The organism is Bartonella sp. CL435QHHD (assembly GCF_042195095.1).
In the GTDB taxonomy this organism is placed as follows: Bacteria; Pseudomonadota; Alphaproteobacteria; order Rhizobiales; family Rhizobiaceae; genus Bartonella.
In genome coordinates this window covers 22,579-39,626 of sequence record NZ_JBHINS010000068.1, presented here as the reverse complement: position 1 = coordinate 39,626, position 17,048 = coordinate 22,579, and the positions used below count along the sequence as shown (strand labels likewise).

General features: G+C 38.0%; 13 protein-coding genes, 2 tRNA genes and 1 pseudogene. 6 read left to right on the top strand and 10 right to left on the bottom strand.

All coding sequences use genetic code 11. The features are described from left to right. From ACFILH_RS05135 to rpsL, 4 genes and pseudogenes are all read right to left on the bottom strand, one after another. Positions 1-80 (bottom strand): annotated as a pseudogene (locus ACFILH_RS05135) (elongation factor Tu); the annotation flags it as partial. 62 nt (positions 81-142) lie between these two features. Beyond that, positions 143-2,227: an elongation factor G gene (gene fusA, locus ACFILH_RS05130; RefSeq protein WP_273791453.1), complete on the bottom strand. Its 2,085-nt coding sequence runs from the start codon at positions 2,225-2,227 to the stop codon at positions 143-145. 23 nt (positions 2,228-2,250) lie between these two features. After that, positions 2,251-2,721, bottom strand: coding sequence for a 30S ribosomal protein S7 (gene rpsG, locus ACFILH_RS05125; RefSeq protein WP_273791452.1), 471 nt, complete (start codon positions 2,719-2,721; stop codon positions 2,251-2,253). An 18-nt stretch (positions 2,722-2,739) separates the two neighbouring features. Then, entirely contained in the window at positions 2,740-3,111 is a 372-nt protein-coding gene (rpsL, locus tag ACFILH_RS05120) for a 30S ribosomal protein S12 (protein WP_005773262.1), read from the bottom strand. Positions 3,112-3,603: 492 nt separating this feature from the next. On the opposite strand from rpsL, the gene xth reads away from it, so the two are divergent. From xth to ACFILH_RS05095, 5 genes are all read left to right on the top strand, one after another. Then, on the top strand, positions 3,604-4,386 hold the full coding sequence (gene xth / locus ACFILH_RS05115; protein ID WP_273791451.1) for an exodeoxyribonuclease III: 783 nt from the start codon (positions 3,604-3,606) through the stop codon (positions 4,384-4,386). Between the two features lie 124 nt (positions 4,387-4,510). Then, positions 4,511-5,416 (top strand): transporter substrate-binding domain-containing protein, encoded by a 906-nt coding sequence (locus ACFILH_RS05110; protein WP_375631472.1) that lies wholly within the window; start codon positions 4,511-4,513, stop codon positions 5,414-5,416. 141 nt (positions 5,417-5,557) lie between these two features. Then, entirely contained in the window at positions 5,558-6,310 is a 753-nt protein-coding gene (locus ACFILH_RS05105) for an amino acid ABC transporter permease (RefSeq protein WP_375663734.1), read from the top strand. A gap of 2 nt (positions 6,311-6,312) precedes the next feature. Continuing rightward, the gene (locus ACFILH_RS05100) at positions 6,313-7,029 is read left to right on the top strand and encodes an amino acid ABC transporter permease (RefSeq protein ID WP_273791448.1); all 717 of its coding nucleotides are present in this window, start codon (positions 6,313-6,315) and stop codon (positions 7,027-7,029) included. A gap of 11 nt (positions 7,030-7,040) precedes the next feature. Then, positions 7,041-7,787: an amino acid ABC transporter ATP-binding protein gene (locus ACFILH_RS05095; RefSeq protein WP_273791447.1), complete on the top strand. Its 747-nt coding sequence runs from the start codon at positions 7,041-7,043 to the stop codon at positions 7,785-7,787. 102 nt (positions 7,788-7,889) lie between these two features. On the opposite strand, the gene ACFILH_RS05090 is transcribed toward ACFILH_RS05095, so the two are convergent. The 6 genes from ACFILH_RS05090 to ACFILH_RS05065 form a co-directional block, all read right to left on the bottom strand. Further along, positions 7,890-8,681 carry a tetratricopeptide repeat protein gene (locus ACFILH_RS05090; RefSeq protein WP_375667466.1) on the bottom strand — a complete coding sequence of 264 codons (792 nt, stop codon included), beginning with the start codon at positions 8,679-8,681 and terminating at the stop codon, positions 7,890-7,892. Positions 8,682-9,754: 1,073 nt separating this feature from the next. After that, on the bottom strand, positions 9,755-12,478 hold the full coding sequence (locus ACFILH_RS05085; RefSeq protein WP_375667464.1) for a valine--tRNA ligase: 2,724 nt from the start codon (positions 12,476-12,478) through the stop codon (positions 9,755-9,757). A 137-nt stretch (positions 12,479-12,615) separates the two neighbouring features. Next, entirely contained in the window at positions 12,616-13,170 is a 555-nt protein-coding gene (locus ACFILH_RS05080; RefSeq protein WP_273791444.1) for a DUF2497 domain-containing protein, read from the bottom strand. 249 nt (positions 13,171-13,419) lie between these two features. Further along, entirely contained in the window at positions 13,420-14,712 is a 1,293-nt protein-coding gene (locus ACFILH_RS05075; RefSeq protein ID WP_375631475.1) for a TolC family outer membrane protein, read from the bottom strand. 66 nt (positions 14,713-14,778) lie between these two features. Then, positions 14,779-15,453: a protein-L-isoaspartate O-methyltransferase gene (locus ACFILH_RS05070; RefSeq protein WP_273791442.1), complete on the bottom strand. Its 675-nt coding sequence runs from the start codon at positions 15,451-15,453 to the stop codon at positions 14,779-14,781. 220 nt (positions 15,454-15,673) lie between these two features. Continuing rightward, positions 15,674-15,747, bottom strand: a tRNA-Cys gene (locus tag ACFILH_RS05065). A gap of 200 nt (positions 15,748-15,947) precedes the next feature. On the opposite strand from ACFILH_RS05065, the gene ACFILH_RS05060 reads away from it, so the two are divergent. Continuing rightward, positions 15,948-16,022, top strand: a tRNA-Asn gene (locus tag ACFILH_RS05060). Positions 16,023-17,048 lie beyond the last annotated feature (1,026 nt).

Genomic DNA, 17,048 nt, shown 5'->3' with positions numbered 1-17,048 from the left:
GAGGTCTTCCCATGATCAACGTGACCAATCGTACCAATATTAACATGCGGTTTTGTTCGTTCAAACTTGCTCTTCGCCATTTGAGCTCTCCATTTTCCGTCCAAGCCAAGGACTAAGTTAAAAATTAATTACCAACCTGAAATTACGCGTATTTCTTTTGAATCTCCAAAGCAACAGCCGAAGGTACAGGCTCGTAATGATCAAACTGCATTGTATACTGCGCACGCCCCTGACTCATAGAGCGAAGAGTATTCACATAACCAAACATATTCGCCAAAGGAACCATTGCATTCACAACCGTTGCAATGCCGCGCGCTTCAGTTCCTGAAATCTGTCCCCGACGAGAATTGAGATCACCAATAACATCACCAACATAATCATCTGGTGTAACAACTTCCACCTTCATGATCGGTTCAAGAAGCTGTGCACCAGCCTTCTTTGCCCCATCACGAAAAGCCGCACGAGCCGCAATCTCAAAAGCCAAAACCGAAGAATCAACATCGTGATAACCACCATCAATGAGAGTCGCTTTTACACCAAGCATAGGAAAGCCCGCAAGAGGACCTGACCCCATAACACTCTCAATCCCCTTTTGGACGCCGGGAATATATTCTTTAGGAACAGCACCACCAACAATCTTTGACTCAAAAATAAAGTCATCACCATCATGAGGCTCAAAAACAATTTTTACACGAGCAAATTGACCGGCACCACCCGATTGCTTCTTATGCGTATAATCAATTTCCGCCATTTTAGTAATTGACTCACGATAAGCAACTTGAGGCTGCCCAACATTTGCTTCAACCTTAAACTCACGCCGCATACGGTCAACAATAATATCAAGATGAAGCTCACCCATTCCAGCTATAATAGTCTGACCAGATTCCTCATCCGATTTAACACGAAATGAAGGATCTTCGGCCGCTAGACGGTTAAGAGCAATACCCATTTTTTCTTGATCTGCTTTTGTTTTCGGCTCAATTGCAATCTCAATAACAGGCTCTGGAAATTCCATCCTCTCCAAAATAACAGGCTTCAAAGGATCACAAAGAGTATCCCCTGTTGTCGTCTCCTTAAGTCCTGCAAGAGCAACAATATCACCAGCAAAAGCTTCTTCAATATCCTCACGAGAATTTGAATGCATTTGAAGCATACGCCCCAAACGCTCTTTCTTCTTTTTCACAGTATTCTCAAGAGAAATACCTTTCTGAACTTTACCTGAGTAAATACGACAAAACGTCAATGAACCAACAAAAGGATCATTCATAATTTTAAAAGCAAGCATAGATAGCGGAGCATCATCAGAAGATTCGCGTGTTGTCTCAGCCTCAGTCTTTACATCAATACCCTTAATCGCCGGAATATCAACTGGAGAAGGAAGATAAGAAACAACAGCATCCAAAAGTGGCTGCACCCCCTTGTTTTTAAAAGCCGTACCACAAAGAACCGGATGAAACTGAACTTCTACTGTCCCCCTACGAATGAGAGAAACAAGCTGCTCGTTGGTTGGCATAACACCCTCTAAATAAGCCTCTGTCGCTGCTTCATCAACCTCCACAGCCATCTCAATCAATTTCTCGCGATATTCTTCAGCTTTCTCCTTTAAATCAGAGGGAATTTCACTTATCACCGCCGAGGCACCAATAGAACCATCCCACTTTAAAGCCTTCATTTCTACAAGATCAACAACACCTTCAAAATCATTTTCAGCGCCAATCGGCAACTGCAAAACAAGCGCTTTAGCACCCAACCGAGAACCAACCATCTCCACACTACGATAAAAGTCAGCTCCTATTTTGTCCATTTTATTAACAAAAACCATACGAGGCACGCGATATTTCTCAGCTTGCCGCCAAACAGTTTCCGTCTGAGGCTCCACACCAGCATTTGCATCCAACAAGGCTATTGCGCCATCAAGAACACGCAAAGAGCGCTCAACTTCAATCGTAAAATCAACGTGCCCTGGCGTATCAATAATATTAAAGCGACGCTTCCGACCGTCCTGCCCTTCCCAAAACGTCGTTGTCGCAGCAGACGTAATCGTAATACCGCGCTCCTGCTCCTGCTCCATCCAATCCATCGTAGAAGCACCATCATGGGTCTCGCCAATTTTATGATTCTTACCGGTATAGAACAGAATACGTTCAGTCATCGTAGTCTTACCAGCATCAATATGCGCCATAATACCAAAATTACGATAATCTTCAATTTTATATTCGCGAGCCATTATATTTGCCTTGTTTAAAACTTCTACCAGCGATAGTGAGAAAAAGCACGATTAGCTTCAGCCATACGATGAACATCTTCACGCTTTTTCACGGCAGAACCACGATTATTAGCCGCATCCATCAATTCACCAGATAAACGCTCAACCATCGTCGTTTCATTTCGACCACGCGCCGCCGCAATCAACCAACGAATAGCAAGAGCCTGACGACGATCAGGACGAACATCAATCGGAACTTGATAAGTAGCACCACCAACACGGCGTGAACGAACCTCAATATGAGGAGCAACATTCTCTAAGGCCCGATGAAATAGAGCCACAGGATCTGTTTTTACTCTTTTTTCTACAGAATCGAGTGCACCATAAACAATACGCTCTGCAACTGATTTTTTACCATCAAACATAATGGCATTCATAAATTTCATAATAACCAAATCACCAAATTTTGGATCTGGATTAATCTCACGCTTTTCTGCTCTATGACGACGGGACATTGGCTTTGTCTCTCAATATTATTTTGGACGCTTTGCGCCATACTTTGAACGACGCTGTTTACGATTCTTGACACCCTGGGTATCAAGCAAACCACGAATAATGTGATAACGAACTCCTGGCAAATCTTTTACACGACCACCACGAATCATCACAACAGAGTGCTCTTGAAGATTATGTCCCTCTCCAGGAATATAACCAATCACCTCAAATCCATTCGTCAAGCGAATTTTAGCAACTTTACGAAGAGCAGAATTAGGTTTCTTCGGCGTTGTTGTATAAACACGCGTACAAACACCACGCTTCTGCGGATTCGACTGCAGAGCAGGAACCTTATTACGTTTAACTGGCGCCACACGCGGCTTACGAATCAACTGGTTTACGGTAGGCATGCAACCTTCCTCTTTTTGATCTATATTCTTCTCACCCAATCGGGCTTTTCTATTTTCATTTCCATCCACCCCAACAGAATCGGAACAGATATTTAAGTCTACACACAAAATCGGGCACACCTGCAAAAAACAGTTTACCCGACCATAAGCAGAGAAGGCAGTAGCCTTTTGCACTAGGATTTACTTTTAATCTTCTTAACACCTGTGAATAATCTTCCGGTTCATATCCAAAGCACCTGATTACACCCACATCGGCTATATCCATCTCTAATAGCGAGAACACGTACATTCGTCAAGAACTAAACAGCAGAAAGTTTTTAAAAATGAAAATAAATTAAATTTTAAAGCTTTAAATTTGCTTTTACCGCTACTCTTGATAAATCAATTTACCATAAGTAATATCCCCTATAAATAAAAAAGTAGCGATATGACTGTAGTAAAACATAAATGCAGTAAATTGAATTGCATATTTGATATCTAATGATGAGCGCCATGAAAATAGCAACGTGGAATATTGCCGGGATAAAAGCACGACATGAAACATTATGTCAATGGCTGCAGCAAAGCCAGCCGGACATAGTCTGTTTACAGGAAATTAAAAGTATTGATGAAAATTTTCCACGCGATGCAATTGAAAGTTTAGGTTACCATATAGAAACACACGGACAAAAAAGTTTTAATGGCGTTGCGATTCTCTCTAAAAAAACACCAGATGAAGTGATCCGTCGATTACCAGGCAATGATAATGATAAACAAACACGTTACATTGAAGCAGTTTATTCAACAAACAAAGGTGTTGTTCGTGTTGCATCTCTCTATTTGCCAAATGGGAATCCTATTGAGAGTGAAAAATATTCCTATAAGATAGAATGGATGGAAAGATTATATACACATGCAAAATCATTGCTTGCGTATGAAGAACCCCTTATTCTAGCGGGTGATTATAATGTCATCCCCGCTCCATTAGATGCAAAAAAACCTCAAGAATGGTATCAAGATGCCTTATTTCTTGGAGAAACAAGAAAAGCATTCCAACGTATTCTTCATTTAGGTTTTTATGATGCTATCCGGAATGTCACCGATACTCCCTCCTTCAGTTTTTGGGATTTTCAGGCAGGTGCTTGGCCTAAGAATAATGGGATTCGCATTGATCATTTATTATTATCACCAGAAGCTGTTGATCAACTAATTTGCGCTCATAGCCAAGCAGAAGTAAGGGGATATCAAAAACCATCCGACCACGTTCCTGTTTGGATTCACCTTAATATCAATTAAGAAAGTACAATCCTCATTTCATGAGACAACAAAAAAAATCCACTCAAAAATAATAACTATGCTACAGCATATAAACAGTATATCTTAAGCAACTAAAATAAAAATAAATGAATGGAGGACATAAATGAAGAAATCATTGTTAATGCTTATTGCAGCAACGGCCATTGGATTCTCAAGTTTCGCACATGCTGAACATGATACTCTTGAAAAAATAAAACGAACAGGGGAAATTACTTTAGGTGTCCGTGAATCATCTGGTTTAGCCTACGCCCTTGGTAATAATAAATATGTAGGTTTTCATACAGAAATGGCAGAACGGATCATTGATGATATCTCAAAAAAAATTGGTAAACCAATTAAAATTCATTATCTTCCCATCACTTCTCAAAATAGAATTCCTCTCTTAAAAAATAAAACCTATGATTTTGAGTGCGGCTCAACAACACATGATCTTGCCCGCAGTAAAGAAGCAGCATTTGCTTATACGACATACATTGAGGAGGTTCGGATTGCTGTAAAGAAAAACTCTAACATTAAATCTCTTGAGGATTTAAATGGAAAAACAGTTGCAACGACCACCGGTACAACATCTGTTCAACTTATTCGTAAAAATAAACGTGCAAAAAACATTCAGTTTAAAGTTTTAAAGGGGAAAGATCACGGAGATAGTTTTTTGTTATTAGAATCTGGTAAGGCAGATGCTTTTGTCATGGACGCTTCAATTCTTGCTGGACATATTGCTAAATCAAAGAATCCATCTGATTATGTCATTCTTGATACTGTACTTTCAGTCGAACCTATTGCCTGTATGCTCAGATTAAATGACAAAAAATTTGAACAAACAATCAACGATAGTATCGTACGTCAGATTAAAGATGAATCACTGGAAAAGCTTTATAATAAGTGGTTTATGAAACCGATCCCACCTGCTAACACTGTTATGAACCTTCCCTTGTCAAAACAAACAAGATATGCTTGGGATCACCCAAATAATAAACCTCGAGAAAGCTACGCAGAAAAAGATTTATAGAATTTAATAAAAAAGAACCACACTCTTTTGAAATTGAGTGTGGTTTATATTTTAATTCACTTTTTAATAAATTTGGCCTATGTAGATGCGCTTGGTTTATTGCCCTATTTGTGAATGACTAATTTGAGGGAATATCAATTAATGGACTTTTCTTTCCTTTGTAGAGATGACCTTACTCAAACATTGGTAACAGGATGCTTGGGGACTCCCGGCGTGAGCCATACCTATTTAGATACACTTCTCGATGGCTTTAAAAATACGGTTATATTGTCTATCACTTCACTTATATTAGCTGTATTGTGTGGTATTGTTATAGGAACAATGCGCACTTTACCTAAAACATCCATAACCAATTATATATTTCGCACTATCGGTACTATTTGGGTAGAGATTATGCGTAATATTCCCCTCCTTGTACAAGTGTTTTTGTGGTATTTTGTTGTTCCGAAGATTTATCCACCAGCGATGAAATTTTCCCCCATTCTCTTAATAACATGCGCATTGGGATTCTTTACATCTGCACGCATTGCAGAACAGGTTCGTTCAGGCATTGAAGCGATTCCTTCTGGACAACGCTATGCTGCTATGGCAATGGGGTTTACAACTTATCAAAGTTATCGCTATATTATACTACCACGTGCTATACGTGCAATTATGCCACCTCTTACTTCAGAAGCAATGGGCATTGTGAAAAATTCGTCTATAGCATTCGCCGTTTCAATAAATGAGCTCATGCAATTTCAATACCAAGCAATTGAAGAGGTAAGCCATGTTTACGAAAATTATTTACTTGTTACGGCTCTTTATATTCTAATAGCCTTATTCGTATTCATTGTGATGACAGTCATTGAACAAATACTCAAAATTCCTAATTTTCAAACAAAGGGAAATTGAATATGATGAATTTCATAAGCTCTCAGTTTGGACTTTATTCTCCTTTCAATTTTTCCGACTTTGATTTTTCCTTTTTTACCTTTGATGTATTTCGTTCTTACATTTTATCAGGTTTACTCTTTAGCGTTTTTCTAACTCTTTTTGCAACGGTGTTGGGGTTTGTTTTCGGTACGCTTTTAGCAATGATGCGCCTTTCTTCCATAAAACTTCTTTCTTGGTTTGCAATAGGTTACATAACAGCTATGCGTTCAATACCACTTGTGATGGTTATCTTATGGTTTTTCGTGCTTCTGCCTTTTTTAACCGGTATATCCATCGGTGCAAATAAATCAGCACTCATTACCTTTACCGCATTTGAAACGGCTTATTTTGCTGAGATTATGCGTGCTGGAATCAATTCAGTTCCGCAAGGACAAAAATATGCAGGACAAGCTCTTGGAATGACATATTGGCAAAGTATGTACATTGTCATTCTTCCTCAAGCCTTTAGAGATATGCTTCCAGTCTTTTTAACACAAGTTATTATCCTTTTTCAGGATACAACCCTTGTTTATGCCATCAGTGGTCATAGCCTTTTGAATGGTTTTGATATTGCTGCTAATAATTTTGGTGTAAAGCAAGAAGCTTATATCTTAGCAGCTATTTTCTATTTTGTTATCTGTTTTACACTGTCACAAATAGTTTTGTATTTACAAAAAAAAGTATCCATTATTCGCTAACAGGAAAAAAAATGTCTACTCATATGATCGAAATAAAAAATGTTTCTAATTGGTATGGCGAAATTAAAGTCCTTAAAAACTGTACAACCAACATTAATAAAGGAGAAGTCGTTGTCGTTTGTGGTCCATCAGGCTCCGGAAAGTCAACACTCATTAAAACTATTAACGCTCTCGTCCCTTTTCAAAAAGGTGAAATTTGGATTAATGGAATACCAGTTCATTCAAAAAAAACGAATCTGCCTAAATTGCGAAGTCAGGTAGGAATGGTGTTTCAACACTTCGAGCTTTTCCCCCATTTATCTGTCACAGAAAATTTGACAATTGCACAAATCAAAGTCCTAAAACGAAGCAAAAAAGAAGCACTTGAACGTGGATTGTTATATCTTGAACGCGTTGGACTCATTGAACACAAAGATAAATATCCTGGTCAACTTTCTGGAGGGCAACAACAACGTGTTGCTATTGCACGTGCCTTAACTATGGATCCACTTGTCATGCTTTTTGATGAACCAACATCTGCTCTAGATCCTGAAATGGTAGGTGAAGTACTCGATGTCATGATTAGCTTAGCAGAAGAAGGTATGACGATGATTTGTGTAACCCATGAAATGGGATTTGCACAAAAAGTCTCGGAGCGTGTTATTTTCATAGATCAAGGAACAATTCTTGAAGACTGCTCATCTAAAGAGTTCTTTTCTGATCCGCAAGCAAGAAAACCAAGAACGCAAGAATTTTTGTCTAAAATCCTAAGTCATTAGCCGTTAGATTATCAAAAAAAGCTATCTTTACTATGAACTTGTATACAAGGAAACAGAGTTTAATATAAGATGAGAGAATGTAAAAATATTACAATCAGATGTTTAAAAACTGTTATTCTTTAAAATCTCAGCAACCAGTGAAATTGCTGTACGTCTCTCAGATTCATTACAAAGAGCAAAAGCCTCTTCTTGCAAAGGGTGAATCCAATTTTTGTCTTTTACGTTAGCTTTTTCATAGGCAGCAGTTAACATTGCTGCCTCACGGACAATTTTTCCTTCTTTAAGCAGTATATTTCCAAGCATTGCTTGGGCGGAAGGATTTCCTTTTTTTGCTGAAAGTTGAAACCATCGTGCTACTTGTATAAGATTTTTCTCCCTTCCCTCTCCCTTTAAAAATATTTTTCCTAAATGATACTGAGCTTTAGGATTTCCATAGTTTACCGCAGCCTGCATATAAAGATGAGCAGCATAAGAAGGATCAGGTTTCACAGGTGATTGAGGAATACCTTTTTTTATATATCCCGCAAGTTTAACCAATGCGTCAGAAACATAACTTTCATCCTCTGAACCAAGATCAGCACCTTTTTCAACAATATATGCAAAAAAATTATATGCCTTATAATCATTTTTAGAGACACCATCACCGTTTGCATAGATAGAGCCAAGTTTCCAATTCGCACCAATATGGCCTCTCTTAGCTGCACAACGTAATGCTGCAATAGCCTGATTTATATGCCCATTTTTATAAGAAGACATGCCACGTTTTAAAAAATAAAACGAACCATCATTCGCTTCTTGCAAGCTATTGACATCTATTACATAAACAGTCGAAAAGAATCCCCCTAAAATCACAACAATCGTGACTTTTTTCCATATCTGAAACCTATTAACCATTTCCCCCTACCTCAATTTTAATGATTATATCTGTTACGAATTTCTTTGTAGATATTTAAACTCTTTTTCTTAGTAAGAAGCATACGCAATTTTAAAGTAAAAATTTTAAAAGAAAAAACAAATAGATAAAAACCATCCAAAATGTTCGATAAAATTAAGTATCCATTTTTATATATAACAAATTGATTTTTAAATATAAATCATCATTCTATATTTTGTAACACATCCTTTAACATTCTAAGATTTATCGATCTTAAAATTTTATACGTATGAGCAAAAATCGTTCAATAAAATAACGTGCATTAAACAACAACTTGAGAACGAAGAGAATACATGATGAATGGTAAGCGTTTAAGTATAAAAAACAATACGAAAGATGGATAAATATAATGATGATAATTAACTTATAACTTCACGACTGCCTTACCACCTTAAGGAGGAAGTTTTTTGTCTCCGTCAATCTATAAACAATACAGCTTTTTATTTAACGGATTGCACCTAACATCATTTCACATGGGGTTACTTCATACGTTACACACAAGTTCTACCTTAGAATACTCACCACTCATACAAAAAAATACCACATGTGTAATTTTACATACCTTATATTGCTACTCTAAATGATGATATTTTACAGTAATAAAGCAAGAAATTGATTTATAATTATAATTTTCCTTTTTGCATGTTGAATGAGGCCCTCGAATATCGTAAGATTCTCTCATTCCAAACGTGCTCCATGTTAAATCAATCAAAATCATCCGCTTGCACATTACAAGCAGAGAAAGCTATGTGGATAAAAACTCTGTGTAAGAAAGAACTAAAAATGCCTCTTATGAACGGTCTTAAGTGCCAAAGGCTGTCCGGATTGGACAGAATGGTGCCGGCCGCTTGTTACTTCACAAGCATAAAGAAGGGAAGCCCAATGGATTTACCGTTATACCATTCATGATCTACGTCGTGGAATAGGCTTGGACGCCTTAAAAGATGTCTCTTTAATGATAAACATAAAACAATGGATTTCAGTAGAGATTTTATGATCGTTCATGAAAAACTAACAAAAGAAAAAGTTGAAATCAATCTAACCGCTCTAAAGCAACAAATATTTTTTTCTGCGCTGCACGCAGTTCTACAACCCTGTTCCGCTCACGCTCAACAATTTCTGCTTTTGCATTTGCTATAAATTTGGGGTTGTTTAACTTAAGCGATATTTTTTCAATATCTTGTTCAATTTTACTGACATCCTTCCTCAAACGAACACGTTCAGCCTCCAAATCAATCAACTGTCCTAATGGTAAACAAAAAACAGCCTCTCCCAAAATCATTTGTGCTGATATTTCCGGAACTTTATCAGAGAAATCAATAACTTCAATACGCGCTAATTTTTTAAGAAGTGCATCATAACGCTTCACACGCTCTCGCGTTACTTCCCCTCCTTCAACAACAATAAGAGGTGCTTGTGTCGCCACTGGAATATTCATTTCAAAACGTACAGACCGAATCCCCGTGACGACATCAATAAGCCAATTAATATCATCAGCAGCTTCTTCATCTATCAATGTTTCCTCTGGCCATTTTGTCAATGCGAGCATATCCTCACGCTTGATGGCTTGCGTTTCTGTAAGAGACCACAACTCTTCCGTCATATAAGGCATAAAAGGATGAAGAAGTTTATAAACTTCATCTAAAACCCAAGCAGTACAAGCTTGAGCCTCATTTTTAGCATCTTCATTTTCCCCCTGAAAAATAGGTTTGAGAAGCTCCAAATACCAATCACATAATGTATTCCAAATGAAACGGTAAAGAGTGGCAGCTGACTCATTAAATTTATAGTGTTCAATACCAGTCGTAACTGCTGAAATTGTTTTAGATAACTCTGTTAAAATCCAACGATTAAGCGCCAGTTTTGCTTGTTCTGGTTTAAAAGCTGGATCATGCTTCACACCATTCATCTGTGCAAATCGGGTAGCATTCCACAATTTCGTAGCAAAATTACGATAACCAGCAATACGGGAAACATCAAGTTTTACATCACGACCTTGTGCTGCCATAATAGCTAAAGTAAATCGAAGTGCATCAGCACTATATTGATCAATAAGCTCTAAGGGATCAATAATATTTCCCTTTGATTTTGACATCTTTGCGCCCTTTTGATCCCGCACAAGAGCATGCACATAAACCGTTGGGAAAGGAACGTCACCCATAAAGTGAAGTCCCATCATCATCATACGAGCAACCCAGAAAAAAATAATATCAAATCCTGTCACAGATAAAGATGTTGGGTAAAAAGTAGATAATTCAGTCGTTTTATTTGGCCATCCTAATGTTGAAAAAGGCCAAAGAGCTGATGAAAACCACGTATCTAAAACATCCGGATCACGGATTAAGTCAACAACCTCACCATAATGAGCAAAAGCTGAATCTAAAGCCTCTTTTTCACTTTTTTCAACAAAAACCGTTCCATCAGGACCATACCAAGCAGGAATCTGATGTCCCCACCATAATTGGCGAGAAATGCACCAAGGTTGAATATTCTGCATCCAATTGAAGTAAGTCTTTTTCCAGTTATCGGGAACAAACTGCGTTTTTCCTTGTTGAACAGCCTCTATCGCTGGCTTTGCTAATTCAGCAGCATGAACATACCATTGATCTGTCAAAAAAGGCTCAATAGGGACACCACTGCGATCTCCATGAGGAACCATATGGGTATGATCATCAACAGAAGCTAAATATCCCTGTTCTTCCATCAAAGAAATAATCTTCTGGCGAGCAACAAAACGATCAGATTTATCGAGATTTTCTACTAACATTTTTAATTCATCTGATAAAATCAAACCATCGAAAAATGCTTCATTTTCACGAAGAAAAATTTCGGCTTTTTGGGTAAAAATATTGATCAAGCGTAAATGATTACGCTGTCCTACTTCAAAGTCATTAAAGTCATGAGCTGGTGTGATTTTTACAGCACCACTTCCAGCCTCAGGATCAGCATGGCTATCACCCACAATTAATAACCTACGACCAACAAGCGGCAAAAGAGCATTTTTACCGATAAGATTTTTATAACGCTCATCTTCCGGATTAACAGCAATTCCTGTATCACCAAGCATTGTTTCTGGTCGTGTTGTCGCCACTGTTATAAAAGTTGTAGCATCATTTGGATCAAAAGTTTTACCTTCAAGTGGATATCTAAAGTGCCACAAATGTCCTTGAACTTCTTTTTGCTCAACTTCAAGATCTGAAATAGCTGTCAACAATTTAGGATCCCAATTAACGAGACGCTTATCCCTATATATCAACCCTTGCTTATAAAGCGTGACAAAGACTTCACGAACCGCCTGCGACAACCCCTCATCCATTGTAAACCGCTCACGCGACCAATCACATGAAACCCCAAGGCGACGCAACTGGTTTGCAATAACGCCTCCAGTTTCATAACGCCATTCCCAAATACGCTCAATAAACTTTTCTCTCCCCATTTCTTGACGCGTTGGCTCTTGACGTTCTGCAAGTTGACGCTCCACAACCATTTGTGTAGCAATCCCAGCATGATCCATACCAGGCTGCCACAACACATTTTTGCCACGCATCCGCTGAAATCTAACTATTATATCTTGAATTGTCGTATTGAGCGCATGCCCCATATGAAGTGAGCCTGTAACATTAGGAGGTGGAAGCATAACGCAAAAAGGTTCTGCATCGCTTTTAGAACCAGCTCCCGCTTTAAAAGCCCCACGAGTCTCCCATCTCTTTGCAACCCGTTGCTCTATAGAGGAAGCATCATAGTTTTTTTCTAACATTCTATCCATCCATAACGCCGCTAAAAAACACAATATATGATCAAAACCTGATCAGAATCTCGTGAATCTCAGCCATTCACTAGAGAGCTCGCAAAATCGCAAACAAAATCCCCATAAAATGAAAAACATAAAAATAATTAAGACGATTTTTTAATCGCCTTCACAATCTCTTCACGCAAAATATCTTCCAGCAAAATAGGCAATTTAGACTGTAACCATTCTGCTATAGCCGGACGCAACACATCCTTTGCAATCTTTTCTGCAGAAGAAATACAATATGCAGACAATTCCACATGACCATCCCTTCCTGCATCTGACTGTGATTTCCTTATCTCATCTTCATATTCTTTTGCTTTATAAACAGAATTCCGTTCTTCAGAAGAAAGCTTCATCTTTTGCATATCCATACCAACTGTATTATTTTCTGCCTCTATATCCTCTTTCTCTTGCGTTATCTTCCCCCCTTGATTTTCAGATGAAAGACCAATACGATCAGCTAAAGCTTTCATAGCATCATCAACCGATAAGGCTGTATCATAAATACTCTCTGATGCAACTTCTGAAGCATTCACTGCAACATCTTCATTTAAAAAGTGATCAGATTGAACCGCATTTTCTTCGATTATTTCACGAATAGATGTTAAAATTTCATCCATACTTGGCTCACGTAACACGCTTGAACTCTGTACCATACTTTACAACCTCTCAAAGACGCAACAACAAATAGAATCATATTTTCAGTGTATGCAAAAGAATTATAAGATCAACATGCCTCCCACGATATTTTCAAATATGCTTGTCATAAAGAGGGCGCTACACACAGTTTTCTACACTTTATAAAGATAATATCTCGCCGCAATATTTTTTAACATATTCAACTGTTGATTTACTAATCTTTTAAAAACTAAAATAATTTAAGATTAAAGAGATATTTTTATACATTATCGGATATATTTAATTGTTTTTAAACCTAAATAACTTGCAGTCAATTTACCAATAGAAGATTGAACACTATAGCTCGCCACAACAGCATTACGCTCCGCCATTGCAAGCGCAATCTGAGCATTAATCAATAGAGTACGAGAATTTAAAACATCCAGCGTCGTTGCTTGCCCTACGCGATTTTCTTGAACACGACCTTTCAGAGCAATTTCAGCAGCACGAACACTTTCACGGTAAGCAATAACAGATGAGCGTGCACCCTCCAACTGAAACCAAGCAGAAGTCAGTGCTTGCCTCGTATTACTATGCGCCAAATCGAGTTGAAGCTGCGCCTGTCCAAGCTGTTCCCTTGATTGGCGAATTTGCGCAGACGTACGCCCTCCTTCAAAGATTGGGACACTTACTGACAATCCTACAGATTTAGAAACGCCATCTTCTCCAACCCCGCTGTAGATTCGATTATAAGATGCTGTTGCAGAAAAATCAACTTTAGGGAGCAATGCCCCTTCTTTCGCCTTTACATTATAAGCACTCGCATCAACTAAATATTTAGCATAAAGGATTGCTGGATGCATCACAACGCTCATTTGGTAAGCCATATCAAGGTTGACGGGAAAATCTTTGGCTATGGGTGGGCGTTTTAACTTTTCAGGATCAGAACCAATAACTTGTCGATACACTGCCTCTGCTGCTTTTACATCAGCACGAGCAAGACTCAGCTCTGAAACCGCCACGGAACGTGCAGCTTGAGCTTGAGCAAGATCAACATGCCCTCCTTCACCCACATCAAATTTTGCTTTATTGGAACGAACGTGTTCCTCAAGAGCTGCCAAATTTTCTCTCCGAAGATCCGCAACACGACGTGCGTGATAGACATTAGCATAAGCGGTCACCACCTCTAGAAACGTATTTTGTTCAACATTACGAAGATATTCACGCTGAGCCTGCAACTTAACTTGAGCTGAAGAAAAGATATTTTGCGTGATAAAACCATCAAATAATCTTTGATTTAATCTCACTCCTATAGATCCAGAAGTGACATAAGGACCTGTAAAAGACTTATTCCGCCCATAGTTCCCAACCCCCTCAACTTGTGGCAATAACCCTGATCGCGCAATGACAACATCATCACTGGATATACGCACAGCTGCACGTTCACTATTCAACTTAGCATTATATTTATAAGCCTTAGAAAAGGCATCCATCAATGTTTCAGCACAAACAGTCTCTGATAGTAAAACACTCAACACCAGTAATAAACATGCCTGAAACTTCTTGTTTATTCTAAACATAATACACACAATAACAAACCCCAAATAAATTACAAAATTATCTTTTATTCACAAAACAAACAAGCACTAAAACACAAAACCAGGTGTTTTGAAAAAACAAGGAAGAGGCTTTACAGCGAGATTAAAAGCACGACGAGCCGAGATGATCCCATCTTCTTTTATATAGATTTGTGCAACAGCAGCATTTCCATACCCTTCAACCACAACAAGACGTCCACAGTCTTTCATTTGATCAAAGATACCCTGAGGAATAAAATCAACAGATCCCTCAATGAAAATCACATCATAAGGTCCCTCAACAGCATATCCTTGCTCTAATGGACCATGAACGACAACCACATTATCACATTGATTACGTTCTAAAGCTTCAAGAGCACGTTCAAAGAGAGATTTATTACTTTCCAGCGCAATCACAGACCCTGCAAGTTTTGCAAGCAACGCTGCACAATAACCACTATTTGCACCAATATCTAAAACAACATCTGATGATTTTAAAGCGGCAAGCTGTAGTAATTTCGCTAGAGATGCAGGTTTCATCAAATAGCGTGCAGGAACCCCATCTTGCTCTGGACATAGAACAATATCGGTATCAAGATAACTTAACACTTTCATATCTTCCGATACAAAATCTTCACGAGACACCGTTAAAAAGGCTTCAAGAACTGATAAATCCGTTACATCGACTGTACGAATTTGATTGTCAACCATTTTGCGACGAAGCTCAGCAAAATCTGCAACCATAACGAATATTTTCTCCTAACCTACAAAAAACAAACCAAACAGCGACAATAAGGGATAAAGATCTCTTAAACTATGGGCATTACAAAAAAGGATGCTACAGTCAACAATTAGATTTTAACTGTATAATCTCTCATACAAAAGTGTCTTCACAAGAATAGAGGGAAATAATCTATTTTCCTATACCTCATCTCCCCTAAAAGCCGTTTCGTTTAAAATCGGCTGGAGGCCTCGCCCGGAATCGAACCGGGATACAAGGATTTGCAGTCCTCTGCGTAACCATTCCGCCACGAGGCCTCGTCAACAAACATAAAGGTTTCAATAAGGGAAGGCAACGCATCCGTCAAGGTGTAGAAATCTTCTCTCGCCTTTTTTCCTCTTATTACACAATTTATCATATTTTTTTAAAAAAAGTAATTTTATCCTTTGCAAATCAGTATTGCTTTGCTATAGCCTTTTCAAGCTATAGCCTTTTCAATTAAATGATTGGGCACCGTTCCCCGGTAGCTCAGCGGTAGAGCAACCGGCTGTTAACCGGTTGGTCGCTGGTTCGAATCCGGCCCGGGGAGCCACTTTTCTTTTATTCTACGTAATTTGTTGTTTTTTCTAAAGTTTTTAGACATGAGGGATTCGTTAATAAAAGTAATGGAATAGGATTTTTGCAATAAAGTAGAAACGCAATATCCTACCGGATGTATTTTTTGCAATGAACGCAAAAAGCAATTGATTCATTTTAAAATAGCACAAATAAGATTACTTTTTTCAAACTACCGCGCCTTTATAAGAGAACACAGCAATTATTTGCATATTATAAATTACGATTTCTTTCATCAGAGATGAATTATTAAGCTCCATCAGCAATGAATCGGTCTCATATATTTTTTTCCAAAGAAAGAATGATTTGTACTCAATAAAGGAATTAAACTTAAAAGCCTGCTCATGAAGCAATCATTTTGAAAAATGAAAGAAACAACAATCAAGGTCATATATTATCTCCATACACCCCACATAACCTCCTCCCCATCCTAAAAGCAAAAAACATAAAACAAGTCTGTAAACACTCCGACGTCTTATCTAACAGGTTGTTCCTCCTGCTAACCACTTCAACGCTTTACAAACAACCTTGCCTTGGATATTCATGACACTGTCATAAAACATTTAATGCATAAAGTTTTGTAGACTTTATATCCTCCCAAACTAATAGTGTTTTACAGTAAAAACAAAGATAACGAGCTAAATTGTTGAGAATCCTGAGAAAGCCTTCAGAAATCATGACATTCTCGCTATTGTATTATGCAGTCACACGCTTTTTTAAAGAGATATCTCTTAAATCCCCCAAGTCTCTTTCACAGTGACTCCCGTAAATGGTAAAAATGAAATCGATTGATCAGCCCCATCTTTATTTATAATAAAAGCCATACCATCATACTATTTTCCAACTCTCAATCTTAGCAACCCCCCTTGCCTTTGAAAGAGTTTATAAGAATCATTTTATTTATTTCTCAAATGTCCATTTATACAATAATTTCACATATAACGTGCAAGTGAATACTTTTGATTGATCCGCATAAATAGCTTCAAAATGAAAAAAATTTCAC

Coding starts and splice junctions, on each gene's coding strand:
- fusA (WP_273791453.1), bottom strand. CDS start 2,227: ATGGCTCGCGAATATAAAATTGAAGATTATCGTAATTTTGGTATTATG.
- rpsG (WP_273791452.1), bottom strand. CDS start 2,721: ATGTCCCGTCGTCATAGAGCAGAAAAGCGTGAGATTAATCCAGATCCA.
- rpsL (WP_005773262.1), bottom strand. CDS start 3,111: ATGCCTACCGTAAACCAGTTGATTCGTAAGCCGCGTGTGGCGCCAGTT.
- xth (WP_273791451.1), top strand. CDS start 3,604: ATGAAAATAGCAACGTGGAATATTGCCGGGATAAAAGCACGACATGAA.
- ACFILH_RS05110 (WP_375631472.1), top strand. CDS start 4,511: ATGAAGAAATCATTGTTAATGCTTATTGCAGCAACGGCCATTGGATTC.
- ACFILH_RS05105 (WP_375663734.1), top strand. CDS start 5,558: ATGGACTTTTCTTTCCTTTGTAGAGATGACCTTACTCAAACATTGGTA.
- ACFILH_RS05100 (WP_273791448.1), top strand. CDS start 6,313: ATGATGAATTTCATAAGCTCTCAGTTTGGACTTTATTCTCCTTTCAAT.
- ACFILH_RS05095 (WP_273791447.1), top strand. CDS start 7,041: ATGTCTACTCATATGATCGAAATAAAAAATGTTTCTAATTGGTATGGC.
- ACFILH_RS05090 (WP_375667466.1), bottom strand. CDS start 8,681: ATGGTTAATAGGTTTCAGATATGGAAAAAAGTCACGATTGTTGTGATT.
- ACFILH_RS05085 (WP_375667464.1), bottom strand. CDS start 12,478: ATGTTAGAAAAAAACTATGATGCTTCCTCTATAGAGCAACGGGTTGCA.
- ACFILH_RS05080 (WP_273791444.1), bottom strand. CDS start 13,170: ATGGTACAGAGTTCAAGCGTGTTACGTGAGCCAAGTATGGATGAAATT.
- ACFILH_RS05075 (WP_375631475.1), bottom strand. CDS start 14,712: ATGTTTAGAATAAACAAGAAGTTTCAGGCATGTTTATTACTGGTGTTG.
- ACFILH_RS05070 (WP_273791442.1), bottom strand. CDS start 15,453: ATGGTTGCAGATTTTGCTGAGCTTCGTCGCAAAATGGTTGACAATCAA.